This window comes from Pseudomonas sp. P116, assembly GCF_020149425.1.
GTDB lineage: Bacteria > Pseudomonadota > Gammaproteobacteria > Pseudomonadales > Pseudomonadaceae > Aquipseudomonas > Aquipseudomonas anatoliensis.
The window spans coordinates 15,560-40,966 of the sequence record NZ_JACVHB010000003.1 but is presented as its reverse complement, the minus strand read 5'-3'; the positions used below and the strand labels follow the sequence as shown (position 1 = coordinate 40,966).

General features: G+C 60.3%; 20 protein-coding genes. 14 read left to right on the top strand and 6 right to left on the bottom strand.

What is annotated here, in order from left to right; all coding sequences use genetic code 11:
* Positions 1-95: 95 nt before the first annotated feature.
* From rsmA to ICA15_RS10600, 4 genes are read right to left on the bottom strand one after another with little or no spacing between them, the layout of a single operon-like run.
* Positions 96-914 (bottom strand): 16S rRNA (adenine(1518)-N(6)/adenine(1519)-N(6))-dimethyltransferase RsmA, encoded by an 819-nt coding sequence (rsmA, locus tag ICA15_RS10615; protein ID WP_150601836.1) that lies wholly within the window; start codon positions 912-914, stop codon positions 96-98.
* Positions 911-1,900 (bottom strand): 4-hydroxythreonine-4-phosphate dehydrogenase PdxA, encoded by a 990-nt coding sequence (gene pdxA, locus ICA15_RS10610; RefSeq protein ID WP_210553545.1) that lies wholly within the window; start codon positions 1,898-1,900, stop codon positions 911-913. The genes rsmA and pdxA overlap by 4 nt, the downstream gene beginning before the upstream one ends.
* The gene (gene surA / locus ICA15_RS10605; protein ID WP_210553546.1) at positions 1,897-3,219 is read right to left on the bottom strand and encodes a peptidylprolyl isomerase SurA; all 1,323 of its coding nucleotides are present in this window, start codon (positions 3,217-3,219) and stop codon (positions 1,897-1,899) included. Before surA ends, pdxA begins: the two co-directional genes overlap by 4 nt.
* The gene (locus ICA15_RS10600) at positions 3,194-5,992 is read right to left on the bottom strand and encodes an LPS-assembly protein LptD (RefSeq protein WP_210553547.1); all 2,799 of its coding nucleotides are present in this window, start codon (positions 5,990-5,992) and stop codon (positions 3,194-3,196) included. Before ICA15_RS10600 ends, surA begins: the two co-directional genes overlap by 26 nt.
* 131 nt (positions 5,993-6,123) lie before the next feature.
* Between ICA15_RS10600 and ICA15_RS10595 the strand changes: the two genes are divergently transcribed.
* From ICA15_RS10595 to ICA15_RS10585, 3 genes are read left to right on the top strand one after another with little or no spacing between them, the layout of a single operon-like run.
* A complete protein-coding gene (locus ICA15_RS10595) occupies positions 6,124-7,143 on the top strand; it encodes an aminoglycoside phosphotransferase family protein (protein ID WP_150601832.1) in 1,020 nt (339 codons plus the stop codon).
* Complete coding sequence (gene murU / locus ICA15_RS10590; RefSeq protein ID WP_150617730.1) at positions 7,140-7,811, top strand: N-acetylmuramate alpha-1-phosphate uridylyltransferase MurU; 672 nt, start codon at positions 7,140-7,142, stop codon at positions 7,809-7,811. The genes ICA15_RS10595 and murU overlap by 4 nt, the downstream gene beginning before the upstream one ends.
* A 1-nt stretch (position 7,812) precedes the next feature.
* Positions 7,813-8,580, top strand: a complete 768-nt coding sequence (locus ICA15_RS10585) for a TerB family tellurite resistance protein (protein ID WP_210553548.1) — start codon at positions 7,813-7,815, stop codon at positions 8,578-8,580.
* A gap of 111 nt (positions 8,581-8,691) precedes the next feature.
* Here the strand turns inward: ICA15_RS10585 and ICA15_RS10580 are convergent, their stop codons facing one another.
* Positions 8,692-9,681: an alpha/beta hydrolase family protein gene (locus ICA15_RS10580; protein WP_210553549.1), complete on the bottom strand. Its 990-nt coding sequence runs from the start codon at positions 9,679-9,681 to the stop codon at positions 8,692-8,694.
* A 73-nt stretch (positions 9,682-9,754) separates the two neighbouring features.
* On the opposite strand from ICA15_RS10580, the gene ICA15_RS10575 reads away from it, so the two are divergent.
* The 10 genes from ICA15_RS10575 (at position 9,755) to trpE (ending at position 22,316) form a co-directional block, all read left to right on the top strand.
* Positions 9,755-12,148 (top strand): PAS domain S-box protein, encoded by a 2,394-nt coding sequence (locus tag ICA15_RS10575; protein WP_210553550.1) that lies wholly within the window; start codon positions 9,755-9,757, stop codon positions 12,146-12,148.
* Between the two features lie 80 nt (positions 12,149-12,228).
* Positions 12,229-12,864: a response regulator transcription factor gene (locus ICA15_RS10570; RefSeq protein WP_191627718.1), complete on the top strand. Its 636-nt coding sequence runs from the start codon at positions 12,229-12,231 to the stop codon at positions 12,862-12,864.
* A gap of 329 nt (positions 12,865-13,193) precedes the next feature.
* Positions 13,194-14,318: an ABC transporter ATP-binding protein gene (locus ICA15_RS10565; RefSeq protein WP_210553551.1), complete on the top strand. Its 1,125-nt coding sequence runs from the start codon at positions 13,194-13,196 to the stop codon at positions 14,316-14,318.
* Between the two features lie 47 nt (positions 14,319-14,365).
* Positions 14,366-15,409, top strand: coding sequence for an ABC transporter substrate-binding protein (locus ICA15_RS10560; RefSeq protein WP_210553552.1), 1,044 nt, complete (start codon positions 14,366-14,368; stop codon positions 15,407-15,409).
* 282 nt (positions 15,410-15,691) lie between these two features.
* Complete coding sequence (locus tag ICA15_RS10555; protein ID WP_210553553.1) at positions 15,692-16,939, top strand: ABC transporter permease; 1,248 nt, start codon at positions 15,692-15,694, stop codon at positions 16,937-16,939.
* 12 nt (positions 16,940-16,951) lie between these two features.
* The gene (locus ICA15_RS10550) at positions 16,952-17,776 is read left to right on the top strand and encodes an ABC transporter permease (protein WP_008084123.1); all 825 of its coding nucleotides are present in this window, start codon (positions 16,952-16,954) and stop codon (positions 17,774-17,776) included.
* Positions 17,777-18,011: 235 nt separating this feature from the next.
* The gene (locus ICA15_RS10545; RefSeq protein ID WP_042561372.1) at positions 18,012-19,160 is read left to right on the top strand and encodes an iron-containing alcohol dehydrogenase; all 1,149 of its coding nucleotides are present in this window, start codon (positions 18,012-18,014) and stop codon (positions 19,158-19,160) included.
* Between the two features lie 114 nt (positions 19,161-19,274).
* On the top strand, positions 19,275-19,949 hold the full coding sequence (gene rpe, locus ICA15_RS10540; RefSeq protein WP_150617725.1) for a ribulose-phosphate 3-epimerase: 675 nt from the start codon (positions 19,275-19,277) through the stop codon (positions 19,947-19,949).
* Positions 19,946-20,764 carry a phosphoglycolate phosphatase gene (locus tag ICA15_RS10535; protein ID WP_042561370.1) on the top strand — a complete coding sequence of 273 codons (819 nt, stop codon included), beginning with the start codon at positions 19,946-19,948 and terminating at the stop codon, positions 20,762-20,764. The genes rpe and ICA15_RS10535 overlap by 4 nt, the downstream gene beginning before the upstream one ends.
* A 70-nt stretch (positions 20,765-20,834) precedes the next feature.
* On the top strand, positions 20,835-22,316 hold the full coding sequence (gene trpE, locus ICA15_RS10530) for an anthranilate synthase component I (protein WP_150601823.1): 1,482 nt from the start codon (positions 20,835-20,837) through the stop codon (positions 22,314-22,316).
* Positions 22,317-22,487: 171 nt separating this feature from the next.
* Here trpE and estP read toward each other — a convergent pair whose 3' ends face one another.
* The gene (gene estP, locus ICA15_RS10525) at positions 22,488-24,398 is read right to left on the bottom strand and encodes an esterase EstP (protein ID WP_210553554.1); all 1,911 of its coding nucleotides are present in this window, start codon (positions 24,396-24,398) and stop codon (positions 22,488-22,490) included.
* A 408-nt stretch (positions 24,399-24,806) separates the two neighbouring features.
* Between estP and ICA15_RS10520 the strand changes: the two genes are divergently transcribed.
* Positions 24,807-25,400, top strand: coding sequence for an aminodeoxychorismate/anthranilate synthase component II (locus ICA15_RS10520; RefSeq protein WP_150593733.1), 594 nt, complete (start codon positions 24,807-24,809; stop codon positions 25,398-25,400).
* Positions 25,401-25,407 lie beyond the last annotated feature (7 nt).

The window sequence follows — 25,407 nt, the reverse complement described above, 5'->3', positions numbered from 1 at the left end:
AGCGGAACGCGGGGCGTAGCTGATGGGGATTCAGTCTAGGCAAGTATCGGGCAGTAAACCAGAGTGGCGTGCTGCCCGATAGCGTTCATCGCCGGTCAGTCGGCGGCGGGAGCTTCAGGGACTTGCTCGCTGAGCTTGTCGGCCAGGCGCACGAAGGCCGCCAGGTCGAGTTGTTCCGGGCGCAGGCTGCCATCGACGCCGGCGGCTTCGATCTCGGCGTTGCTCATCAATTGCTTGAGCGTGTTACGCAGAGTCTTGCGGCGCTGGTTGAAGGCTTCGCGCACGACGCGTTCCAGCAAACGATGATCCTTGGCCGGGTGCGGCAGTACCGCGTGCGGCACCAGGCGAACGATGGCCGAATCGACCTTCGGCGGCGGGTTGAACGCGCCCGGGCCGACGTTGAACAGGTGTTCGACGCGGCAATGGTACTGAACCATGATCGACAGACGACCCCAGTCACCACCACCAGGGCCTGCGGCCAGGCGCTCGACCACTTCCTTCTGCAGCATGAAGTGCATGTCGCGAATGATGCCGGCGTTGTTCAACAGGTGGAAAATCAGCGGCGTGGAGATGTTGTACGGCAGGTTGCCGACCACACGCAGGCTGTTCGGTGCGGCGTTGAGCGTGTTGAAGTCGAACTTCAGCGCGTCGCCCTGATGCAGGTTGAAATTGCTTTTGCCGGCAAACTGCTGGTTGAGGATCGGGATCAGATCCTTGTCCAGTTCCACCACGTCCAGTTGCCCACCGGAATTCAGCAGACCGGCGGTCAATGCACCCTGGCCCGGGCCGATCTCCAGCAGGCGATCTGTGGGCTTGGCGCTGATGGAGCGCAGGATGCGGTCGATGACGCCGGCATCGTGCAGGAAGTTCTGGCCAAAGCGTTTGCGCGCCTTGTGTTGGTATTGCTCGGTCATAAACGGGTCTCGGCCATCTGGTAGGCGGTTTCCAGGGCGACTTGCAGGCTGCCGGTGTCGATCTTGCCGCTGCCGGCCAGATCGAGGGCGGTGCCGTGGTCAACCGAAGTACGGATGATCGGCAGGCCCAGGGTCACGTTGACCGCAGCGCCGAAGCCTTTGTACTTCAGCACGGGCAGGCCCTGGTCGTGGTACATCGCCAGCACTGCATCGCAGTGCTCCAGATATTTGGGGGTAAACAGAGTATCGGCTGGCAGCGGGCCACGAAGGTCCATGCCCTCGCCGCGCAGGCGCTCTAATGTAGGTTCGATGATGTCGATTTCTTCATGGCCCAGATGTCCGCCTTCACCGGCGTGCGGGTTGAGGCCGCAGACCAGAATGCGAGGCTGGGCAATGCCGAATTTTCCTTGCAGGTCGGCGTGCAGAATCCGTGTGACCCGCTCCAGTCGCTCCGGCGTTATTGCGTCGGCAATCTCGCGCAAGGGCAGGTGAGTGGTGACCAGTGCCACGCGCAAACCGCGCGTGGCAAGCATCATCACGACCTGGGAGGTATGGGTCAGGTCAGCCAGAAATTCGGTGTGTCCGGAAAACGCGATCCCCGACTCGTTGATCACGCCCTTGTGGACGGGCGCCGTGATCATCCCGGCGAAGTCGCCGTTGAGGCAGCCGTTGCCGGCGCGGGTCAGGGTCTCGAGGACGAAAGCGGCATTGGCCTTGTCCAGTTGCCCGGCGACCACAGGGGCGCTGAGCGGTGTATCCCAGACATAGAGACTGTTAGCCGGTGCCGGGGTGTCGGGCCAGTGATTCGGCCCGACTTCCAGCAGATTGACGGCCAGCCCCAGCTGCGCGGCCCGCTCAAGGAGCAGGTCGCGGCTGGTGATGGCAATCAGGGGGTGTGGCTGGACTTGCGAGGCGAGCAGCAGGCACAGGTCGGGACCGATGCCGGCTGGTTCGCCGGGTGTCAGCGCGAAACGCTTGGGTTTCACTGCGCTGCCTGGTCTGCACCAGGGAGTTTGATCTCTACGTACGCTTCGTCACGGATCTGACGCAGCCAGGTTTGCAGCTCTTCGTCGTATTTGCGGTTACGCAGTACGGTCATTGCTTGCTGCTCGCGGGCCTGTTCGGTGCTGTCAGTGGCACGACGGCCAAGGACTTCCAGAACGTGCCAGCCGTATTGGGTCTGGAACGGCTTGGACAGCTGACCTTGTGGGGTATTGGCCATCACTTGACGGAATTCCGGAACCAGTGCGTTCGGGTCGATCCAGCTCAGGTCGCCGCCGTTGAGGGCAGAACCCGGGTCTTCGGAATAGCTCTTGGCCAGTGTGGCGAAGTCTTCGCCAGCTTCGATACGAGAGTAAAGCGACTCGACCAAGGCCTTGGTTTTCGCTTCGTCGCGAATCGGGCTCGGCTTGACCAGGATGTGGCGCACGTGCACCTCATCGCGAGTTTGTGCTTCGCCACCACGCTTGGCCAGCAGCTTCAGGATGATGAAACCGCCCGGAGTGCGTGCAGGCTGAGTGATGTCACCGACGGACATGCTGCTCAGTTCGCGATCGAACGGAGGTGGCAATTGCGCGGCTTTACGCCAGCCCATGTCGCCGCCTTCCAGTGCGTTGTCACTGGCAGACTTGGCCACGGCCATCTGACCGAAGTCAGCGCCTTGCTTGAGCTGCTGGTAAACCTCCATGGCCTGGCGCGCGGCGTTCTGAATAGCTTCAGAGTTGGCGCTTTCCGGGGTCGGAATCAGGATGTTGGCCAGGTGCAGTTCTTCGGACAGTTGCATCTTGCCCAGGTCGGAGGCGAGGAAGTTTTTCACTTCCTGCTCGGACACCTGAATGCGTTCGGCTACACGGCGCTGACGGACGCGGCTGATGACCATCTCGCGGCGGATCTGGTCGCGGGCGTCGTCATAAGACAGGCCGTCGCGAGCCAGAGCCGAGCGGAACTGGTCCACGGACATGTTGTTGCGCTGGGCGATGGTGCCAACCGCCTGGTTCAGTTCTTCATCGGTGATGCGAATGCCGGAACGTTCGCCGATCTGCAGTTGCAGGTTTTCGACGATCAGGCGCTCGAGTACCTGCTGATCCAGAACGCCCGGTGGCGGCGAGCCGCCGCCACGCTTGGCGATGGTCTGCTGAACTTCGTGGACGCGTTGGTCCAGTTGGCTCTGCATGACCACGTCGTTGTCGACGATCGCTACCACTTTGTCGATGGACTGTACTGCGGCGTTGGCCGCAGTACCCAGGAACAGCGCGCCCAGCATCAGCGGGCGCAGACAATCAGAAAGCTTGGTCTTCACGTTCACGATAACCTTGGATGCCTTTGTCGAGGAAGCTCTCTACTTTGGCGCCAGTGAGGCCGCCGAGTCCCTTCAGAACAATTTGGAGGAAGACGCCATGGTCGCCTTTTTCGTTTTGCGGAGCTTCCTGACTGAATTCGTCGTAGGAAACCCAGTAACGGTTGATCAGGCGCAATTTCCAGCAGCAGTTGTCGTACTCGAAACCACCGAAGGCTTCCAGGGTACGGTTACGGTTGTAGTCGTACTGCCAGCGGCTGATTGCGTTCCACTGTGGAACGATCGGCCAGATGACCGAGAAGTCATGCTGCTGGATTTTGTAGTAGTCCTTCACGTAGCCAGGTGTGCCAGGGGTGCCGTAGTCGCCACCACCCACGGTCCATTTACCGGTGTTCTGGTCGTAGCGAACCTGGTCATTGCGATAGCGATAGCCGACGTTGATGACCTTGTTCGGGTTATCTTCAGGCTGGTAGTGGAACATCGCGCTGCCCGAACGCGGGCTGCGGCTGTCCGGATCCCAGTTGTAGTCGGCCGTGGTGCGCCAATCGCGGTTCCAGCGGTATTCGTATTCCAGCGCATATGGCGAGACGTCGGATTTCGCGTCGTCGCGATCGTTGAACGCGACGCCCGGCAGTTGAACCTTGCGGTCCTTGAAGTACAACGCCTGGCCAACGCTGACGCGTTGACGCTCGAACCCGTCGTCTTCAATCCAGCGGCTGGTCACGCCCAGCGACAGCTTGTTCTCGTCACCGACACGGTCGGAGCCGGAGAAGCGGTTGTCACGGAACAGCGACGCGTAGCTGAAGGTGTTTTCGCTGGTGTCGAATACTGGAATGTCTTCCTGGTCGACCTCAGGTACATAGAGGTAGAACAGGCGCGGTTCCAGGGTCTGGCGGTAGTTCTTGCCAAAGAACGAGGTGTTGCGGTCGAAGTACAGGCCGCTGTCGACGCTGGCAATAGGTACGCCGCGATTCTGGTTGCTGTCGAAAGAACCGTTGAGCTTGCGTTGCTCTGGAGTCATCGCCGCGATCTGCGATTTGCCGGTACCGTCCAGATCAAGCTGATACTGGGTGTACTGGTACTTGAGCGATGGCTTCAGGAAGCCATAGGTCCAGTTCATCGGCAGGCTGACACCTGGCTTCAGATTCAGACGATCGCCGTTGGCACGGTCCAGGCCTCGAATGTTGGTATCCAGACGTGGCGTCGCATTCCCATCTTCGTCGATGAAGTCGCCGGTCTTCAAATCACGATCAAACCGCACAATCTCGGTCTCGTAATCGAAATTCAAACCCTCCGGATGATACGGCAGCTGACCAGTGAAGGTGATCTGCGGCAAACGACCATACGGTGTAATGTTCGAAACAGTGGCCAGTTGGTACTGCTGAGCATTCAACCGCGCGGTGTAGCTGTCGCCACGATAGGTGACCGAGCCCTGCTGATTCACGAAGTCGCTGGACTTCACGCCAATCTGATCGGTTTCCAGATCCTGGAAGTAATACGGATCGCTGATCTTGGTGTAGTCAACCTGGGTGAGCACGCGGGAGTCGAGACCGCCCTTGTGCTGCCAGTTGTACATGTAGCGGGTTTTTTCGTAATCGGTCTGCTTGCTGCGCTCGGTGTCGTCGTCATTCAGGTAAGCAGCGCCGAACTGGCCTTCACTCGACTTGGTCAGATAACGGAACTCGCCTTCCACCAACATGCCACGCTTGCTCATGTAACGTGGATACAACGTGGCGTCGTAGTTCGGTGCCAGGTTGAAGTAGTACGGGGTGACCAGCGTGAAACCGGTATCGGTGCTGGTGCCAATGGTCGGCGGCAGGAAGCCCGACTGGCGACGATCATCGATCGGGAAGTAGATGTACGGCGTGTACAGGATCGGAATGTCTTTTACGCGCAGCGTCACGTTGGTCGCGGTACCGAAGCCGGTGGCCGGGTTCAAGGTGATGTTGTTGCCCTTGAGCTGCCAGGCGTTGCTGTTCGGTTCGCACGTGGTGTACGTGCCGTCCTTCAAGCGGATGATCGCGTTCTCGGCGCGCTTGGCGTACAGCGCGCTACCGCGAATGCGCGATTTGTGCATCACGTACTCGGCGTTGTCGACCTTGGCTTCACCGGTGTCGAGCTGCACGTCGGCATGGTCGCCGACGATCAGTGCGCCGTTGTCACGGATGCGCACATCGCCATTGAGTTCGGCGCGGCTCTCGGCCTGATACAGGCTGGCCTCGTCGGACTCGACCTGCATGCTGCCCTGACGCAGGACAACATCACCGGCCAGCGTGCCGACTTGATCATCGGTGTTATAGCGCGAAGCTTTTGCGCCGATAAAGGTCGGAGCATCGCTTTTGCTCGTCTTGTCATTCATGCCAGGACGAGTGGGTTCGATGTAGGCACCCGAGCAGTACGGGCCGGTTTCGGCCAGTTGGGCGGCGGTAAGCTTCTCGCGCGGAACCCAGTCGAGGTGACTGAAGTCTTCGCTACGGGATTTCAAACCGCGGCCTTTGGCTTCGGTGACCAGCGTTGGCTTGGCGCCATTGTCGGCAACCGAACCTTTATCGCTCGGGGCATCGCCGGTGGCGCTGACGGCACTGCCGTCATGCACTGGACGTGGTGGCAATGCAGCCGCCGACGTCTTGGGCGCACAGTCCCAACCACCCGAAGCCGATACGGAGCAGTCATACTGCTCGGCGGCAACAACGAATTGACTGGCCAGAGGTTGCATAGCCAGCAGACTGCCGGTTACCAACAATGGAAATTTTTTACGAAACGCGGGGGATTTCAATGCCATCTTATTAGTCCGGGCTTCCTGCGTGCCATCTGCCCGCGGTGGTGGGCCGCACGCCTCTCGATGGTCTGAAAAAGATGCTGGATAATAAAGCATGACCCGCTTGACGGCTAGCGCCGTCGGAGACCCTTGCAATGCCTGACCAAGATGTACGCTTGCAACACCTGAAAGTTTGGCTCGATGAGCAGTTGGCAATTCTGTTTGCAGATCAGGGCTGGGGCGCCGTGCCCCCGGCCACGTTGACCGCGGCCAGTAGCGACGCGAGTTTCCGCCGTTACTTCCGTTGGGAAGGCGCGGGTCGCAGCTTCGTCGTGATGGACGCGCCGCCCCCCCAGGAAAACTGCAAACCGTTCGTGGATATCGCCTTTTTGCTGGCGAAATCCGGAATAAATGTGCCAAAAATTTATGCCGAAGACCTCGAACGTGGGTTTCTTTTGCTCAATGACCTGGGCAACAAGACCTTTCTGGACGTGATCGACAGCGAAAATGCCGACGCATTGTTCAGCGATGCCCTGCAAGCGCTGCTGGCTTTTCAGCAATTGCCGATGGTCGCTCCGCTGCCGAGTTACGACGTTGCATTGCTGCGCCGCGAGCTGGAACTGTTCCCCGAGTGGTACGTGAAGCGTGAGCTGGGCGTCGAATTCGATTCGACTCAACAGCAACAGTGGCAGCACATCAGCGACCTGCTGATCGACAGTGCGCTGGCGCAGCCCAAAGTGCTGGTGCACCGCGACTACATGCCGCGCAACCTGATGCTCAGCGAGCCGAACCCCGGCGTACTGGATTTTCAGGACGCGGTCTATGGCCCGGTGACCTACGACGTGACCTGTCTGTTCAAGGATGCCTTCCTCAGCTGGCCTGAAGAGCGCGTACGCGGCTGGCTGGAAAGCTACTGGCAGCAGGCCTCGGCGCTGAACATACCGGTGCAGCCGGACTTCGAAGATTTCCTGCGCGCCAGCGACCTGATGGGCGTACAGCGCCATCTGAAAGTCATCGGCATCTTCGCGCGGATTTGCCATCGCGATGGCAAGCCACGCTACCTCGCCGATGTGCCGCGTTTCTTCTCCTATATAGAAGCAGTGATCGCTCGGCGTCCCGAACTGGCAGAACTGCAAGCGCTGTTTACCAGCCTGCGTGGCGGAGCGACGGCATGAAGGCCATGATTCTGGCGGCAGGCAAAGGCGAGCGCATGCGCCCGCTGACCCTGACCACCCCGAAACCGCTGGTGCGTGCCGGCGGCGTTCCGTTAATCGAATACCATCTACGCGCCCTCGCGGCGGCAGGCTTCAACGACATCGTGATCAATCACGCCTGGCTCGGGCAGCAGATCGAGGATTATCTGGGCGACGGTTCGCAGTTTGGCTTGAGCATCCAATACTCGCCGGAAGGTGAGCCGCTGGAAACCGGTGGCGGGATTTTCCGCGCGCTGCCGCTGCTTGGCGACGATGCGTTCCTGGTGGTCAACGGTGATATCTGGACCGATTACGACTTCAGCGTGCTGCATCAGCCGATCAACGGTCTGGCGCATCTGGTGCTGGCGGATAACCCGGCGCATCACCCGACCGGCGATTTTTCGTTGCTGGAGGGGCAGGTCATCGACGGCCAGCCGAACGCGGCGACGCTGACCTACAGCGGCATCGCCGTGCTGCATCCGCAGTTGTTCGATGGCTGCGCGGACGGGGCTTTCAAATTGGCGCCGCTACTGCGCAAGGCCATGGCGGACGGTGAAGTGACGGGCGAGCGTCTGAAAGGTCATTGGGTGGATGTCGGTACGCATGAGCGTCTGGCCGAAGCTGAAGCCTTGATAGAAGCGAGTCGCTGATATGTTGTGGCCAGGGACTCTGATTGGAGCCGGAGCGGGTTTTGCAATCGCCAGCATTCCGGGGGCCATGCTTGGGGCGTTGTTGGGGCAGGCGCTGGATCGGCGTCTGCACTTGCAAAGCTGGGGGCATTTAAGGGAAAAACTCGGCGGTCGGCCGATGCTGCGCAACGACGAATTGTTGTTTGTGTTGCTCGGACGTCTGGCCAAGAGCGACGGGCAAGTCAAGGACGGGCATATCCAGCAGGCGCGTAACGAGATGCGCGCGCTGGAAATGAGCGAGCCGGCAATGCGTCGGGCGATCGCCGCGTTCAATCGCGGTAAGTCGGGTGGCGATAATCTGCGCGGATATCTGCGGCGTCTGAGTGCGCAACCGCATGCTACCGAAGGTGTGTTGCGTGCCTGTTGGCGCATGGTCTGGGCTGACGGCCGGGCCGGTGTCAGTGAGCGCGAGTTGTTGGCGCAGTGGGGCAAGTGGCTCGGCTGGACGCCTCAGCAGGTGCAAGCGCTGGCCAGTGATTACGAGCCGGGCAAGCGGCCTATCGTCAGTGCTGCGGTGACTTATCAGGAAGCGATGCGTTTGCTCGGTGTGTCGGCGAGCAGCGAGCCGGCGCAGATCAAGCGGGCTTATCGACGACTGCTCAGTCGTCATCACCCGGACAAGATCGCTGGCAGCGGCGCGACACCTGCGCAGGTGCGTGAAGCGACTGAGAGGACTCGGGAACTGCACAGTGCCTATACGTTGATTCGTGAGCGGCGGGATTTTCGTTAGGCATTTTTAAGGTCAAAAGATCGCAGCCTTCGGCAGCTCCTACAGGGCGTACTTCAATCCCATGTAGGAGCTGCCGAAGGCTGCGATCTTTTGCTTTTGCTTCTGCTTTGGTCAGTCCGGATTCTGTGGATTCAACCAGCCGCGCACCCGACGGAACAATTGTTCCTGCTCGGCCTTGTTATCCGGCAGGGCCCTGAGCGCCACCTGGCTGAACGCCGGCGTCTTCAAACGCTTGCTCGCTTGCATACGCTCCAGCGCCGCGTGGCGATCCAGCGGTTTGTCCATGTAGAAAATATCCGCCGTCGGCAGTTTCAGCGTTGGCGTCAGTTCCGCCAGTGGCGGTTTGGCCTTGGCCGGTGTCTGCGCGTCGACCATGACGAATTTCTCCACCTGCGCTGTCTGCCGCTCGCTCAGGTAACGCGTTGCCCAATAGGCGCCGGTGCCGTGGCCGAGCACAACAATGCGTCGTGCGCTCTGCTGTTCGGCGTAGGCAATGGCTGCGTCGATCCGCGCGAAGATCCGTTCGGCATCGGCTTTGGACTGTTCTTCAGTCGTCTCGGCCACCACCTGATCGGCGACTTCGGCCTCACCGCCTGCGGCCTGTTCGATCGGTTGCGCCGTGGTGGCATCCTTACTGCCAGTTTCCGGCGCTTTCGGCGCCGCTGCGGCTTCGACCACGCGCGGCGCGATCGCATCGCTTTGCAGATCGGGCAGGGTAATGCTCAGGCTGCTCCACTCGGCGTTCGGCAACTTCTGCCGCAAAGGGCCGATTGCCTGAGGCCAGTCAGCGGTCTCGCCCGCGCCCGGGACGATAATCACCGCGCCCTTGGGATCGGCGGTGTTGGCCGGTTTCCACAGGGCCAGGAAGGTCTCGCTGGCGGCCTGCAACTGTTGCTGTTCTTGCGCCGGCACTTTACGTTCAAGTGCCGCGGCTTCTTCCTGACTACGCTCAAGCAGTGGCTGACGTTCGGCCGGTTTTTCTTCAGCGGGTTTTTCCGCTGCGGCAGCCGGGGCCGGATCGGCGGCGTTGACGGAAAACGCACAAGGCAGGATCAGCGACAGGCACAATGCTGGCATTGCCAGGCGGTAAACAGAGGGCATCGGTTATTCCAGGCCAGAAAGTATCCCGGCAGCCTAATGGGTTGGTCAGAATTTGTCAGTTCAAGAGACTTCAATGAAGCGATTTTGCTGCCTGTGGGTTATCGGCTGTTTGTGGTTTCCCTTGATGGGCTGGGCGGCGCCTGCGCCACCGGCGCACGTTGCGCAATTGTCGGCGAGTGAGCAGCAATGGCTCGCGCAGCACAACGAATTGCGCGTCGGCCTGGTGTTGCAGGCACCGTACGCGCAATACGACCGACGCTTGCAGCGGTTGTCCGGGGCCAACGTCGAGTTGATGAAGTTGCTCGCCCAGGCACTCAATGTTGAGCTGAGCTGGCGTAATTTTCAGGATCTGGCGCAATTGGAAGCGGCGGTGCGCGATGGCGAAATCGATATCGCTCCGGGGCTGACACAGACGCCCAGTGCGCTGCGCCTTTGGCAGTTTTCCGATCCGTACATGCGCGTGCCGCAACTGGTGGTCAGCGATCAGAAGGCCAGCGGCGTGGTGGATCTGGAAAAACTCGACAGCCAGACCCGCGTCGCCGTGCGTATGCCGAGTACCACCGCCGACTATTTGCGCGGCAACTATCCGCATCTGAACCTGCAAGGTGTGCCGCTGGAGCGTCAGGCGTTGCAGCTGTTGTTGAGTCAGCAGGCGTCTTACGCGGTGGTCGATGAAGCGCAGCTCGGTCGGCTGTCAGTGGAACCCGAGTTCGCCGAACTGGTGGTGGTTGGCGACATCGGCCTGCCGCAACTGCTGCGAGTGGCTTCGCGCCGCGATTGGCCGCAGCTTGCCGGTATCGTCCAGAGCGCGTTGCGTGCGATTCCGGCCAAGGATCTGGAACGCCTGCACAATCAATGGCTGCAACCGAAATACCCGCGGCTGTCGGAGTCGCCGGGGTTTTGGCAGAACCTCAGCCTGTTGTTCGCCGTCATGCTGCTCAGTTGCATGGCGATTGTGTTTTGGCAGCGGCGTCAGCAGCACAGCCTCGAACAGCGTCTGCTCGCCGCACGCGAAGACATTGCCCTGCGCGCAGCCAGCGAAGAAGCCTTGCGGCTGACGCAGTTTTCCATCGATCAAAGCACCGTCGGCATCCTTTGGGTCAACTGGGACAGCCACGTGCGCTACGCCAATCGGGCGGCAGAAAACATGCTCGGTTACCCGTCGGGTGGGCTGATCGAGCGGCCGTTGATCGACTTCGAACCGGGCCTGCACATGGACCGTTGGCTCAACCTGTGGAAACGCGCGCGGGCCAGTGAAGAAGGGCCGTTGAGTTTCGAAACCAGTTGCGTGCGCGCGGATGGCAGTGTTTTGCCAGCGGACGTGTCGCTGAGTTTCTTGCGCTTTCGTGACAGCGAATATCTGGTGGTTTACCTCACCGACGTCACCGAACGCCGTCGTGCACTGGCCGCGTTGCAGGAAAGCGAGGCGCGACTGCAAGGCATCGCCGCCAATGTGCCGGGCCTGGTGTTTCGACTTGAGCGGGCGCCGGTCACCGGGCAAATCGACTTTGCCTATATATCCGAGGGCAGCGAAAGTCTGGTTGGTTATTCCCCGGCGGCCATCGCTCACCGCGACATGGGCCTGCGCAGTCTGGTGCATCCGGACGACAAGGCCAGTTATCACCAGACCCAGGATCAGGCGCTGGACACCGATAGCGACTGGTCGTGGCAGGGGCGAATCCTCACGCGCCAAGGGGTGCAGCGTTGGGCCGAAATCAAGGCGATCACCCGACAGCTTGAAGATGGCGCTTATGTCTGGGACGGCATTGTCTGGGACATCACCGAGAGCAAGCGCATCGAGCTGGAGCTGGCGTCATCGCGCGAGCAACTGCGCGAACTGTCGGCGCACCTTGAAAGCGTGCGCGAGGAAGAGAAGGCGCGGATCGCCCGGGAGGTTCACGACGAGTTGGGGCAAATGCTCACGGTGCTGAAACTGGAGACATCGATGTGCGAATTGGCCTACGCGCAACTCGACCCCGGTTTGCACGAGCGGCTGAACAGCATGAAACGCCTGATCGCCCAGTTGTTTCAGCTGGTGCGCGATGTGGCGACGGCGTTGCGCCCGCCGATTCTCGATGCCGGGATTGCCTCGGCAATCGAGTGGCAGGCGCGAAGATTTGAAGCGCGGACGCAGATTCCGTGTCTGGTGCAGGTGCCGGACAATCTGCCGGCGCTCAGTGATGCCAAAGCAATTGGTCTGTTCCGGATTCTGCAAGAGGCGCTGACCAATGTGATGCGTCATGCCCAGGCGCATACTGTGGAACTGACGCTGGTGCTGGAAGGCGACGAGTTGTGTCTGACGGTCAGCGATGATGGCGTAGGATTTGTCGCCGCTGCGGGTCGGCCTACTTCGTTTGGTCTGGTGGGCATGCGCGAGCGGGTGCTGATCATGGGCGGGCGGTTGGCGCTTGAAAGTGAGCCGGGGGAGGGCACCAGTCTGAATGTGTGGGTGCCGGTGGATCGCTAAAAGATCGCAGCCTTCGGCAGCTCCTACAGGGGAATGCGATCAATGCGATCTTTTGCCCTTCAAAACAACAATCGAGGAGCATGCAAGTGATCCGTGTACTGGTAGCCGAAGACCACACCATCGTCCGCGAGGGCATCAAGCAATTGATCGGCCTGGCCAAGGATCTGCTGGTGGTGGGGGAGGCGAGCAATGGCGAACAATTGCTCGAGACCCTGCGCCATGTGCCGTGCGAAGTGGTCTTGCTCGACATCTCCATGCCTGGGGTCAACGGGCTGGAAGCAATCCCGCGAATCCGCGCGCTGAATAATCCGCCAGCGATTCTGGTGCTGTCGATGCACGACGAAGCGCAAATGGCCGCGCGTGCGTTAAAGGTCGGCGCCGCGGGTTATGCGACCAAGGACAGTGATCCGGCGCTGCTGCTCACCGCCATTCGTAAAGTCGCGGCCGGCGGGCGCTATATCGATCCGGATCTGGCCGACCGCATGGTCTTCGAAGTCGGTCTGACTGATTCGCGGCCGTTGCATTCGCTGTTGTCCGAACGCGAGTTCTCGGTGTTCGAGCGTCTGGCCCAAGGCGCCAACGTCAATGACATCGCCCAGCAACTGGCCCTGAGCAGTAAAACCATCAGCACGCACAAGGCGCGGCTGATGCAGAAGCTCAACATCACCTCGCTGGCCGAGTTGGTGAAGTACGCGATGGAGCACAAACTCCTCTGACCTGAACGCGATCCCCTGTAGGAGCTGCCGAAGGCTGTGATCTTTTGATCTAGATCTTAAAAAACAAGATCAAAAGATCGCAGCCTTCGGCAGCTCCTACAGAGGGGGGTGTGGGCATATCTGTTAGCGACAGGCGCTTTTGCCCGTTCTTGCGGCTCGCAGCTTGTCGCTCGTATCTCGCTTGTCAATGCGCGCCATCCTTGTAGGGCAATCCCTACCCCCAACCTTCCATCCGGCTGAGGCCATTCTCTCCTGCGCCCCGATTTGCGTGACTGCCGCCAGCCACTAGGCTTGATACACAAGCAGTCATCAACAACAAAGGTGTGGGTATGAGCCAGGTCGATACAAGCGCAGTGGCCAGTGATGTGCTGGTCAGCTTTCGTGGAGTGCAGAAGAGCTACGACGGCGAGAACCTGATCGTCAAAGACCTCAACCTGGACATTCGCAAAGGCGAATTCCTCACCCTGCTCGGGCCGTCCGGTTCCGGCAAGACCACCAGCCTGATGATGCTCGCCGGTTTCGAAACGCCGACTGCCGGTGAGATTCTGCTGGCCGGTCGCTCGATCAACAACGTACCGCCGCACAAGCGCGACATCGGCATGGTGTTCCAGAACTACGCGCTGTTCCCGCACATGACCGTGGCCGAAAACCTCGCGTTCCCGTTGAGCGTGCGTGGCCTGAACAAAAGCGACGTCAGCGACAAGGTGAAAAAAGTCCTGAGCATGGTCCAGCTCGATGCCTTCGCCCAGCGTTATCCGGCGCAATTGTCCGGTGGTCAGCAGCAGCGTGTGGCGCTGGCCCGCGCGTTGGTGTTCGAACCGCAACTGGTGCTGATGGACGAACCCCTCGGCGCCCTCGACAAACAGCTGCGTGAACACATGCAGATGGAAATCAAACACCTGCACCAGCGCCTCGGCGTGACCGTGGTCTACGTGACCCACGATCAGGGCGAAGCACTGACCATGTCCGACCGCGTGGCCGTGTTCCATCAGGGCGAAATCCAGCAGATCGCGCCGCCGCGCAGCCTCTACGAAGAACCGAAAAACACCTTCGTTGCCAACTTCATCGGTGAGAACAACCGCCTCAACGGCCGGTTGCTCAGCCAGAACGGCGAGCGCTGCGTGGTCGAATTGGGCCGTGGCGAGAAGGTCGAGGCGCTGGCGGTCAACGTCGGCCAGACCGGCGAACCGGTGACCCTGTCGATCCGTCCGGAGCGCGTCAGCCTTAACGGTTCGAGTGATCAATGCGTTAACCGCTTCTCAGGGAGGGTGGCGGAATTCATCTATCTGGGCGACCACGTCCGGGTGCGCCTGGAAGTCTGCGGCAAGACCGACTTCTTCGTGAAACAACCGATTGCCGAGCTCGATCCAGGGCTCAGCGTCGGCGACGTGGTTCCGCTTGGCTGGCAGGTCGAGCACGTTCGCGCGCTTGACCCTCTTCAAGAGGCGCACTGAGCGCCCCGTAGTTCCAACACCAACCCTGCACGTGGAGAGAACAATAAATGTTGAGATCCCTGAAGTTCACCGCCCTGACCCTGGGCATGATGGGTGCGGCAAGCGCCATGGCCGCTGGCCCGGATTTGACCGTGGTGTCGTTTGGCGGGGCGAACAAGGCGGCGCAAGTCAAAGCCTTCTATGCACCGTGGGAAGCGGCGGGCAACGGCAAGATCGTTGCTGGCGAGTACAACGGTGAAATGGCCAAGGTCAAAGCCATGGTCGACACCAAGAGCGTGTCGTGGGATCTGGTGGAGGTTGAGTCGCCGGAACTGTCCCGTGGCTGTGACGAAGACATGTTCGAGCCACTGGATCCTGCGCTGTTCGGCAAGACCGAAGACTACGTCAAAGGCGCGATCCAGCCGTGCGGCGTAGGTTTCTTCGTCTGGTCGACCGTGCTCGCGTACAACGCCGACAAGCTGAAAACCGCGCCAACCAGTTGGGTCGATTTCTGGGACACCAAGAAATTCCCGGGCAAGCGTGGCCTGCGTAAAGGTGCCAAGTACACCCTTGAGTTCGCTTTGATGGCCGATGGTGTGGCGCCGAAAGACGTCTACAAAGAACTGGCCAGCAAGGGCGGTCAGGATCGCGCGTTCAAGAAACTCGATGAGCTGAAACCAAGCATCCAGTGGTGGGAGGCGGGCGCGCAACCGCCGCAGTATCTGGCTTCCGGTGACGTGGTCATGAGCTCGGCCTACAACGGTCGGATTGCTGCGGTGCAGAAAGAATCCAACCTGAAAGTGGTGTGGAACGGCGGCATCTACGACTTCGACGCATGGGCTATCCCGAAAGGTCTGGACGCCAAGCGTGCGGAAGCTGCGAAGAAATTCATCGCCTTCTCCGTACAGCCGCAGCAGCAGAAGACCTACTCGGAAAACATCGCCTACGGCCCGGCCAACACTCAAGCCGTACCGCTGCTGGCCAAGGACGTCCTGAAAGACATGCCGACCACGCCGGAAAACATCGCCAACCAGGTGCAGATCGACGTCAGCTTCTGGGCTGACAACGGCGAGCAGCTCGAGCAGCGTTTCAACTCCTGGGCGGCGAAGTAATCCTTCGTCTGTAGGAGCTGCCGAAGGCTGTGATCTTTTGATTTGGCTTTCAAGACCAACAGATCGCAGCCTCGTTGCACTCGACAGCTCCTACAAGGATGCGCGCATGACCTGTAGGAGCTGCCGAAGGCTGCGATCTTTTGATTTTGCCTTTCAAGATCAACAGATCGCAGCCTCGTTGCACTCGACAGCTCCTACAGGGGTGGTGTGATTTTTGATTGTTGATGTAATGCGGCATCACATTGCGTGATGCCGCCCATCCAGAGATTTGCGGAGTACGTCATGGCCATCGCCGTTCCCCTGAACGAGGGCGCCAGCCCCACCTTGAAGCAGAAGCTCAAGCGCGCCGAGCGGGTTAATCGCTGGAAAGCGCAGGCGCTGATTGCGCCGCTGGTGATTTTCCTGCTGCTGGTGTTTCTGGTGCCGATCGTGGCGCTGCTCTACAAAAGCGTCGGCAACCCTGAAGTGGTCGGCGGCCTGCCGCGCACCGTGGTGGCCATCGCCAGTTGGGACGGCCGTGGCCTGCCCGCTGAACCCGTCTACAAAGCGGCGAGCGACGACCTCGCCGAGGCGCGCAAAAACCAGACGCTGGGCGATTTGTCCAAGCGCTTGAACATGGAGTTGGCCGGCTATCGCAGCCTGCTGACCAAAACGGCCCGGGCGTTGCCATTCGCCAGCGAACCGGCCTCTTATAAAGAAGCGCTGGAGGCCCTCGATGAACGCTGGGGCGATCCGGCCTACTGGCAAGCGGTCAAGCGCAATACCAGTAGCATCACCCCGTATTACTTGCTGGCGTCGGTCGATCACCGTATCGACGACCTCGGCGAAATCGCCCCGGCCACCCCGGACCAGGCGATCTACCTCGACATCTTCGCCCGTACCTTCTGGATGGGCCTGGTCATTACCGTGATTTGCCTGGTGCTGGCGTATCCGTTGGCGTACTTGCTGGCGAACCTGCCGTCGCGTCAGAGCAACCTGCTGATGATTCTGGTGCTGCTGCCATTCTGGACTTCGATTCTGGTGCGAGTGGCGGCGTGGATTGTGTTGCTGCAATCGGGCGGCCTCATCAACAGCGGTCTGATGGCGCTGGGCATCATCGATAAGCCGCTGGAACTGGTGTTCAACCGCACCGGCGTGTACATCTCGATGGTGCACATCCTGCTGCCGTTCATGATTTTGCCGATCTACAGCGTGATGAAAGGCATCTCGCCCACCTACATGCGTGCCGCGATTTCCCTTGGCTGCCACCCGTTCGCGAGTTTCTGGCGGGTGTACTTCCCGCAGACCTATGCAGGCGTCGGCGCCGGCTGCCTGTTGGTGTTCATCCTCGCCATCGGCTACTACATCACCCCGGCGCTGCTCGGCAGCCCGAACGATCAAATGGTCAGCTACTTCGTCGCCTTCTACACCAACACCAGCATCAACTGGGGCATGGCCACTGCGCTGGGCGGCTTGTTGCTGCTGGCGACCGTGGTGCTTTATCTGATCTACAGCTGGCTGGTGGGCGCCAGTCGCCTGCGCCTGAGCTAAGGGGAGTTTGAAATGCTGAGTCCTTACATGTCGCCCATCGAACGGGTGTGGTTCTACAGCTTGCGGATTCTCTGCGGCTTGATTCTGCTGTTTCTGATTCTGCCGGTGCTGGTGATTATTCCGCTCTCGTTCAACTCGGGCAGTTTTCTGGTGTACCCGCTGCAGGGCTTTTCGCTGCAGTGGTATCACGACTTTTTCGCTTCGGCCGAGTGGATGCGCGCCCTGAAGAACAGCATCATCGTCGCCCCGGCAGCGACCGTGCTGGCGATGATCTTCGGTACGCTGGCGGCCATCGGCCTGACCCGTGGCGACTTCCCCGGCAAGGCGCTGGTGATGGCGCTGGTGATTTCGCCGATGGTCGTGCCGGTGGTGATCATCGGCGTGGCGAGTTATCTGTTCTTCGCGCCGCTGGGCCTGGGCAACAGCTTCTTTTCTCTGATCGTGGTGCATGCGGTGTTGGGTGTGCCGTTTGTAATCATCACGGTGTCGGCGACGTTGCAGGGGTTTAACCATAATCTGGTGCGTGCTGCCGCGAGCCTTGGGGCATCGCCGTTGACTGCATTCCGTCGCGTGACCCTGCCGCTGATTGCGCCGGGGGTGATTTCCGGGGCGCTGTTTGCTTTTGCGACTTCGTTTGATGAGGTGGTGGTGACGCTTTTTCTCGCCGGGCCCGAACAGGCGACCTTGCCTCGGCAGATGTTCAGCGGGATTCGCGAAAACCTGAGCCCGACGATTGCGGCTGCGGCGACGTTGTTGATTGCGTTCTCTGTGATCCTGTTACTGACATTGGAATGGCTGCGTGGGCGTAGCGAGAAATTGCGTACTGCTCAGGTCTGACGAACGTCCCGAATTGAAATCGCCCCTGTAGGAGCTGCCGAAGGCTGCGATCTTTTGATCTTGTTTTTTAAGTTCAAGATCAAAAGATCGCAGCCTTCGGCAGCTCCTACACGTGAGTGATCGTCTCCGCATCCGGTCGGTGTTCTGGCGGTTATTCATGAGGTGAATAGCAGACAACCCCAAATCCCCAGCTAATCTTGTGCCCAGCTCCCACATCTATAAGAGGCTGCGCACGATGAGTCTTTCCCAGTTCAAAATCGCTCACAAACTGATCACCGGCGCCGGAGCCATCGAGCAACTGGCGGCCGAGCTCACTCGCCTCGATATCGACAATCCGCTGATCGTCACCGACGCCGCGCTGGTCAAGTCCGGCACTGTCGAGCTGGCGCTGTGCCAATTGGGCGGGCGCGAGTACGAGATTTTCGACCGGGTACTGCCGGACCCGGAAATCGCCATCGTCGAAGATTGCATGCGCGTGTACCGCGAAGGCGGGCACGACGGCTTGATCGGCCTCGGCGGCGGCAGTGCCATCGACATCGCCAAAAGTGTGGCAGCGTATGCCGGTTACCATGGCGCGCTGGAGGATCTGTTCGGCGTCGACCAGGTGCCGCGTAAAGGCCCGCCGCTGATCGCCATCCCCACCACCGCCGGCACCGGCTCTGAAGTGACCAACGTCGCCATTCTTTCGGACAAGGTCGCGCAACTGAAGAAGGGCATCGTCAGCGACTATCTATTACCGGACGTCGCGCTCGTCAGTCCGCAAATGACCCTCACCTGTCCGCGCAGTGTCACTGCTGCCAGTGGCGTCGATGCGCTGGTGCACGCCATCGAATCCTATCTGTCGGTGAATGCCTCGCCGATTACCGACTCCCTGGCCATTGGCGCAATCAAGCTGATCGCCAACGCCTTGCCCAAGGCCTACGCCAACGGCGCCAATCTGCAAGCGCGCGAAGACATGGCCACCGCGAGCCTGATGGCTGGCATGGCGTTCGGCAATGCCGGGGTCGGTGCGGTGCATGCGCTGGCGTATCCGCTGGGCGGGCGTTTCAATATTGCCCACGGCGTCAGTAACGCCTTGTTGCTGCCGTATGTCATGACCTGGAACAAAATGGCCTGCGTCGAGCGGATGCAGGATATTGCTGAAGCCATGGGGGTGAAAACGGCGCATCTGAGCGCCACTGAAGCAGCGGACAAAGCCGTGCAGGCCATGACCGATTTGTGCGCGGCGGTGGAAATTCCCGCGGGGCTGCGCAGTTTCGGTGTGCCGGAAGACGCGATCCCGGCCATGGCCGTGGAAGCCGCAGGCATCGAGCGGCTGATGCGCAACAACCCGCGCAAGCTCAGCGCCGTGGATATCGAGAAGATCTACCGCGCGGCGTACTGATCCGTCGGCGACTACCGGTCATGGCACAACCCAATCATCGCAGTCACGGTGCGCGCGCGGAAACTTGAGGTATACAATGCGCGCCATCGTGATTTAGCTCAGAAAAGGTGCGTCATGCAGCCCTTCGTAATTGCTCCGTCGATTCTCTCTGCCGACTTCGCCCGCCTCGGCGAAGAAGTAGACAACGTCCTGGCCGCTGGCGCCGACTTCGTCCACTTCGATGTCATGGACAACCACTACGTGCCCAACCTGACCATCGGCCCGATGGTCTGCGCGGCACTGCGCAAGTACGGCGTCACCGCGCCAATCGACGCGCACTTGATGGTCAGCCCGGTGGATCGCATCGTTGGCGACTTCATCGAGGCCGGCGCGACTTACATCACTTTCCACCCGGAAGCCACGCTGCACGTCGATCGCTCGCTGCAACTGATCCGCGAAGGCGGCTGCAAATCCGGTCTGGTGTTCAACCCGGCGACCCCGCTGGACGTGCTCAAGTACGTGATCGACAAAGTCGATATGGTCTTGCTGATGAGCGTCAACCCGGGTTTCGGCGGGCAGAAGTTCATTCCCGGCACCCTCGACAAACTGCGCGAAGCGCGGGCGATCATCGATGCGTCGGGCCGTGATATCCGTCTGGAAATCGACGGCGGCGTCAACGTCAACAACATCCGTGACATCGCTGCTGCTGGCGCCGACACCTTTGTCGCTGGCTCGGCGATCTTCAACGCGCCGAACTATCAGGAAGTCATCGACAAGATGCGCTCCGAACTGGCGCTGAGCCGCCCATGAGCGGTTTTGAGCAGCTGTTCCCGGGCAAACTGCCACGGTTGGTGATGTTCGATCTGGATGGCACGTTGATCGACTCGGTTCCCGACCTGGCGGCAGCGGTGGACACTATGCTGCTCAGCCTTGGCCGCCAGCCAGCGGGCATCGATTCGGTTCGCGAATGGGTAGGCAACGGCGCGCCGGTATTGGTGCGTCGGGCGCTGGCCGGCGGCATCGACCATTCGGCGGTGGATGACGTCGAGGCCGAGCACGCGCTGGAAGTTTTCATGCAAGCCTACGGCGCCAGCCATGAACTGACCGTGGTATATCCGGGCGTACGCGACACCCTCAAATGGCTGCAAAAGCAGGGCGTGGCCATGGCGTTGATCACCAACAAGCCGGAGCGTTTCGTCGCGCCGTTGCTGGATCAGATGAAAATCGGCCGCTACTTCAAGTGGATCATCGGCGGCGATACCTTGCCGCAGCAGAAGCCTGATCCGGCGGCACTGTTCTTCGTGATGAAGATGGCCAACATCCCTGCCTCGCAATCGCTGTTCGTCGGCGACTCGCGCAGCGACGTGCTGGCGGCGAAAGCGGCGGGGGTCAAGTGTGTGGCGCTGAGCTACGGCTACAACCACGGCCGACCGATTGCCGAGGAATCCCCGGCGCTGGTGATCGACGATCTGCGCAAGCTAATTCCCGGTTGCCTGGATCTGGCCGGTGGGATAACGTTGCCCGACGCTGTTCAACCCCCTTCTGGAAACGCCATCGTGGTGGTCACCCGCAAACTCTGGATGAAAGTCATCAAGGCCCTGGCCCGTTGGCGTTGGCGCGCCTGACTTGTTCCTGGCCGGCCTGCCGGCGCGTTTGCACACCTGACTGATAAAACCTCACACCACGAGGCACCCTATGATCCGCGAAGAATTCCTGCGCTTGGCCGCTGACGGCTACAACCGCATCCCGTTGGCCTGCGAAACCCTGGCCGACTTCGACACACCGCTGTCGATCTACCTGAAACTGGCCGACCAGCCCAACTCCTACCTGCTCGAATCGGTGCAGGGTGGCGAGAAATGGGGCCGTTACTCGATCATCGGCCTGCCGTGCCGCACCGTGCTGCGGGTGCATGACCATCACGTCAGCATCACCGTCGATGGCGTCGAGACTGAAAGCCACGACGTTGAAGACCCACTGGCCTTCGTCGAAACCTTCAAGGCCCGTTACAACGTGCCGACCATCGCTGGTCTGCCGCGTTTCAACGGTGGTCTGGTGGGTTATTTCGGTTACGACTGCGTGCGTTATGTCGAGAAACGTCTGGGCAAATGCCCGAACCCGGATCCACTGGGCGTGCCGGATATTCTGCTGATGGTCTCCGATGCGGTCGTCGTGTTCGACAACCTTGCCGGCAAGATGCACGCGATCGTGCTGGCTGACCCAGCGCAGGCGGATGCCTACGAACAAGGTCAGGCGCGTTTGCAGCAATTGCTTGAGCAACTGCGCCAGCCGATCACGCCGCGTCGTGGTCTGGACTTCAGCAAGCAGCAGTCGGCCGACCCGGTGTTCCGCTCCAGTTTCACCCAGAACGATTACGAAAAAGCCGTCGACACCATCAAGGAATACATCCTTGCCGGTGACTGCATGCAGGTCGTGCCGTCGCAGCGCATGTCGATCGACTTCAAGGCTGCGCCGATTGACCTGTATCGCGCACTGCGTTGCTTCAACCCGACGCCGTACATGTACTTCTTCAACTTCGGCGACTTCCATGTCGTCGGCAGTTCGCCGGAAGTGCTGGTGCGGGTCGAAGACAACCTGATCACCGTGCGCCCGATTGCCGGTACTCGCCCACGCGGCGCTACTGAAGAGGCTGATCTGGCGCTGGAAGAAGACTTGCTGTCGGATGACAAAGAGATCGCCGAGCACTTGATGCTGATCGATCTGGGTCGTAACGATACCGGGCGCGTCTCGGAAATCGGTTCGGTGAAACTCACCGAAAAAATGGTCATCGAGCGTTATTCCAACGTGATGCACATCGTGTCCAACGTTACCGGTCAGTTGAAGGCCGGGCTGACAGCGATGGACGCGCTACGAGCGATTCTGCCGGCGGGCACCTTGTCCGGTGCGCCGAAGATTCGTGCGATGGAAATCATCGACGAGCTGGAGCCGGTCAAGCGTGGCGTGTATGGCGGCGCGGTCGGTTACTTCGCGTGGAACGGCAACATGGACACCGCGATTGCGATTCGCACCGCCGTGATCAAGAACGGCGAGCTGCACGTGCAGGCCGGTGGCGGCATCGTCGCCGATTCGGTGCCGGCGCTGGAATGGGAAGAAACCCTGAACAAGCGCCGCGCGATGTTCCGCGCGGTGGCCCTGGCTGAACAAACCCCGGACGCCTGAGCCAACACAAAACCCTGTAGGAGTGAGCCTGCTCGCGATAGCGGTGGGTCAGTCAACAAAATCTGTTGAATGTTAATCCGCCATCGCGAGCAGGCTCACTCCACAGTTGGTCGTATGTAGCCCAATAAAAAAGCGGCGCCTGTGAGGGCGCCGCTTTTTTGTGCCTGCGATTTAGAAATCCAACACCACCCCGACGTTGATCCCTTGCTGGGTAAAGTCATCATCCTTGCGGACGTTGTAGCTGGCACGTAGCGCCAGGTCTTTGGTGAGGTTGTGGCTCACGCCCAGGTTCAAGCGATTGAGGTTGGTCTGCGGGGTGTAGCCTTCCAGGGTGTACTGGTTGCCCGGCAGGCTGTTGAGATTCATCGTCACATCCTGAGCGTCATCGTTGTACTCACGTTCGTGAGCCAATTCGCCGAACACCTGGGTTTGCGAAGTGATCTGGTATTTGCCTTGAATCCCCAGACCGAGACGCCGGGAGATGCGCGACTGGTCATCGAATGTCAGCGCGGTGGAGTCGGCGCCGTCCTCCGAATAGCCATCGACTTCGACCTTGGCGAAATCAGCACTCACGAAGGGTGACAGGTGCCATGGGCTGCTCGCCTCTGGCGCGATGTCGTAACCCACGCGTCCGCTGAAGGCCAAAACATAACCGTCGGTGTCGCCTTTCTCGCCGCGCTCGTTCGTACCCAACTGGAATTTACGCTTGAGGCTGTCGTAATCCAGGTGCCCGGCGGTCACGGCCGCGTCACCCCACCAGCGGTTCTGCTGGTACTGGGCGAAAGCGGTGCCCATGTAGGTGTTCAGCTTGTAGTCGGAATCATGTTCGCCTGCTTCGAGTTTCTGGTTGTAGAAACCGGCCGCCAGGCCAACGCGCCAGGCGTCGTTGAGGCGGTAGCTGCCACCGATGTTCAAGTTGTAGCCATTGCCGTCGGCGCTGGCACCGCTGTCCTGGCTGTCGAAGTCCTGATGTTGGCCGCCGCCGGCGACAATCGCGCGCCATTGGCCAACGCCTTGCCAGTTTTGCCAGTCCGCCAGCCACTGGTTACGCAGTTCATCCTGATGCGAGCGCAGGGTGCCTTGCGCCATCTCTGGCAACAGGGTCGCTTCCCACGGCGCAGCCAGCAGCGAGTAAGCGTAATCGGCGATCAGGCGCTGGCCGGCTTCGGTGGGGTGAACTGCATCGTTGTAGATCAGCTTGGTCGGGTCTGGCGTCGCACTGTTGATCCCGTACCGGGCATTCTCGGTGCAGCCGTTACCGCTGAAGCAGGTGGCGCTGAGGTTCTGGTCGGTGGCCAGACCGAACTGGCCCGGGTTGGCAAACGACTCTTTGAGCAGCACCGGAATGTTCAGTGGAATCACGTTAGCGTTGACGCGCTGCAACTGGCTGACCAGCTCGGTGTTGAACTGAGCGCTGAGCTGGGACGTTAACGCTTGCAGTGGAGTGCCATTGAAGGCCGGGGTGAAGCCGATGTCCGGCAGCAGCCATACCATGATGTAACGGGCGCCGGCTTGTTGCAGGGTTTGCGCGCTGCTCGCCAGGCGATCAGCCGCAGCGCTGGCCTGTGGCAGACTGGTCACACGCCCCTGAAGGAAGTCATTGCCGCCCCCCGAGAGGTAATACAACGCATTCGGATCTGCGCGAAAACCGTTCGACGGCAGGTAACCGGCGCGGGTGCGTTCGCCGGTGGCGGATTGCGTGGTGATCGAATCAAGAATCTGGTCGGTACGATAGCCGCCTACCGCCCAGTTGTTACCATCGGCCAGGCCATCGCCGGCGCGTACTGCCGATGACGAGGACGCCGTCTGATCCGGCGAGAACCCCAGTTTGCCGCCGAGGATCTGCGTCGCATTGAGCGAGCGCAATTCGCCGTTGCCATCCAGATAAACCGGGCCGGTGCGGTTGGTGTAGCGCTGCGTGGCGCCGTCCGGGCCGCCGCTGTCGCTAAAGGTGCCGGCGTCATTGAGGCTGTCGCCGAAAACAATGAAATTCGAATAAGGATTGGGCGCGGCATTCGCCTGCGCACAGGCCAGTGCGAGCAAGCAGCTGGCCAGCGGTACAAACAACGTCTGTTTGATCATGAGCAAGTCCGTTTATTTATTGTTGTAGGTGAACAAAACGACAGTACCAAAAACTTCCGGCCTTCTGCCATCGGTCGCGAATCCTCAACTGGATTTATCCACCAAAGGCCCGGCCATATTGCACGCTCCGCCCAGCTAAGTTACTGTGCCCGAACGTATGAACGAGACCTTCCCCGTGTTGATCACCAGCAAACTTCTGGATCAAGTCATCAAGGCACACGCCCGTTGGCGTTGGCGCGCCTGAATCTTTTCTGCCGGCCCGGCCGGATCTGTATCGCTTTGCCTTCCTTGCTCGTTTGAATTGCCGCTTTGCCGACGCCCCTTGTGCGTCCGACATCGTGCAGCGCCCTGCGGGCAAGTCATCTGAAGGCTGTCTTCAAGTCAGAATTCAAAGAGGTTCGAAACGCCATGTTGCTGATGATCGACAACTACGACTCCTTTACCTACAACGTTGTGCAGTACCTCGGCGAGCTGGGTGCCGAAGTCAAAGTCGTGCGCAACGACGAATTGACCATCGCCGAAATCGAAGCGCTCAACCCCGAGCGCATCGTGGTATCTCCCGGCCCTTGCACGCCGACCGAAGCCGGTATTTCCATCGAGGCTATCAAGCACTTCGCTGGCAAGCTGCCGATTCTTGGCGTCTGCCTCGGCCACCAGTCCATCGGCCAGGCCTACGGCGGTGACGTGGTGCGCGCCCGTCAGGTAATGCACGGTAAGACTAGTCCGGTATTCCACGAGGACAAGGGCGTTTTCGCCGGTCTGAATCATCCGCTGACAGTCACCCGCTACCACTCCCTGATCGTCAAGCACGATACTTTGCCCGATTGCCTGGAACTGACCGCGTGGACGCAACACGATGACGGTTCAGTCGACGAAATCATGGGCCTGCGTCACAAGACCCTGAACATTGAGGGCGTACAGTTTCACCCCGAGTCGATCCTGACTGAACAGGGCCATGAACTGTTTGCCAACTTCCTCAAACAAACCGGCGGCACGCGCTAAGGACTTC

Coding starts and splice junctions, on each gene's coding strand:
- rsmA (WP_150601836.1), bottom strand. CDS start 914: ATGACCGAGCAATACCAACACAAGGCGCGCAAACGCTTTGGCCAGAAC.
- ICA15_RS10600 (WP_210553547.1), bottom strand. CDS start 5,992: ATGGCATTGAAATCCCCCGCGTTTCGTAAAAAATTTCCATTGTTGGTA.
- ICA15_RS10550 (WP_008084123.1), top strand. CDS start 16,952: ATGCTGAGTCCTTACATGTCGCCCATCGAACGGGTGTGGTTCTACAGC.
- estP (WP_210553554.1), bottom strand. CDS start 24,398: ATGATCAAACAGACGTTGTTTGTACCGCTGGCCAGCTGCTTGCTCGCA.
- ICA15_RS10575 (WP_210553550.1), top strand. CDS start 9,755: ATGAAGCGATTTTGCTGCCTGTGGGTTATCGGCTGTTTGTGGTTTCCC.
- murU (WP_150617730.1), top strand. CDS start 7,140: ATGAAGGCCATGATTCTGGCGGCAGGCAAAGGCGAGCGCATGCGCCCG.
- ICA15_RS10520 (WP_150593733.1), top strand. CDS start 24,807: ATGTTGCTGATGATCGACAACTACGACTCCTTTACCTACAACGTTGTG.
- ICA15_RS10535 (WP_042561370.1), top strand. CDS start 19,946: ATGAGCGGTTTTGAGCAGCTGTTCCCGGGCAAACTGCCACGGTTGGTG.
- ICA15_RS10585 (WP_210553548.1), top strand. CDS start 7,813: ATGTTGTGGCCAGGGACTCTGATTGGAGCCGGAGCGGGTTTTGCAATC.
- ICA15_RS10560 (WP_210553552.1), top strand. CDS start 14,366: ATGTTGAGATCCCTGAAGTTCACCGCCCTGACCCTGGGCATGATGGGT.
- ICA15_RS10570 (WP_191627718.1), top strand. CDS start 12,229: ATGCAAGTGATCCGTGTACTGGTAGCCGAAGACCACACCATCGTCCGC.
- ICA15_RS10555 (WP_210553553.1), top strand. CDS start 15,692: ATGGCCATCGCCGTTCCCCTGAACGAGGGCGCCAGCCCCACCTTGAAG.
- ICA15_RS10580 (WP_210553549.1), bottom strand. CDS start 9,681: ATGCCCTCTGTTTACCGCCTGGCAATGCCAGCATTGTGCCTGTCGCTG.
- trpE (WP_150601823.1), top strand. CDS start 20,835: ATGATCCGCGAAGAATTCCTGCGCTTGGCCGCTGACGGCTACAACCGC.
- ICA15_RS10565 (WP_210553551.1), top strand. CDS start 13,194: ATGAGCCAGGTCGATACAAGCGCAGTGGCCAGTGATGTGCTGGTCAGC.
- ICA15_RS10595 (WP_150601832.1), top strand. CDS start 6,124: ATGCCTGACCAAGATGTACGCTTGCAACACCTGAAAGTTTGGCTCGAT.
- ICA15_RS10545 (WP_042561372.1), top strand. CDS start 18,012: ATGAGTCTTTCCCAGTTCAAAATCGCTCACAAACTGATCACCGGCGCC.
- rpe (WP_150617725.1), top strand. CDS start 19,275: ATGCAGCCCTTCGTAATTGCTCCGTCGATTCTCTCTGCCGACTTCGCC.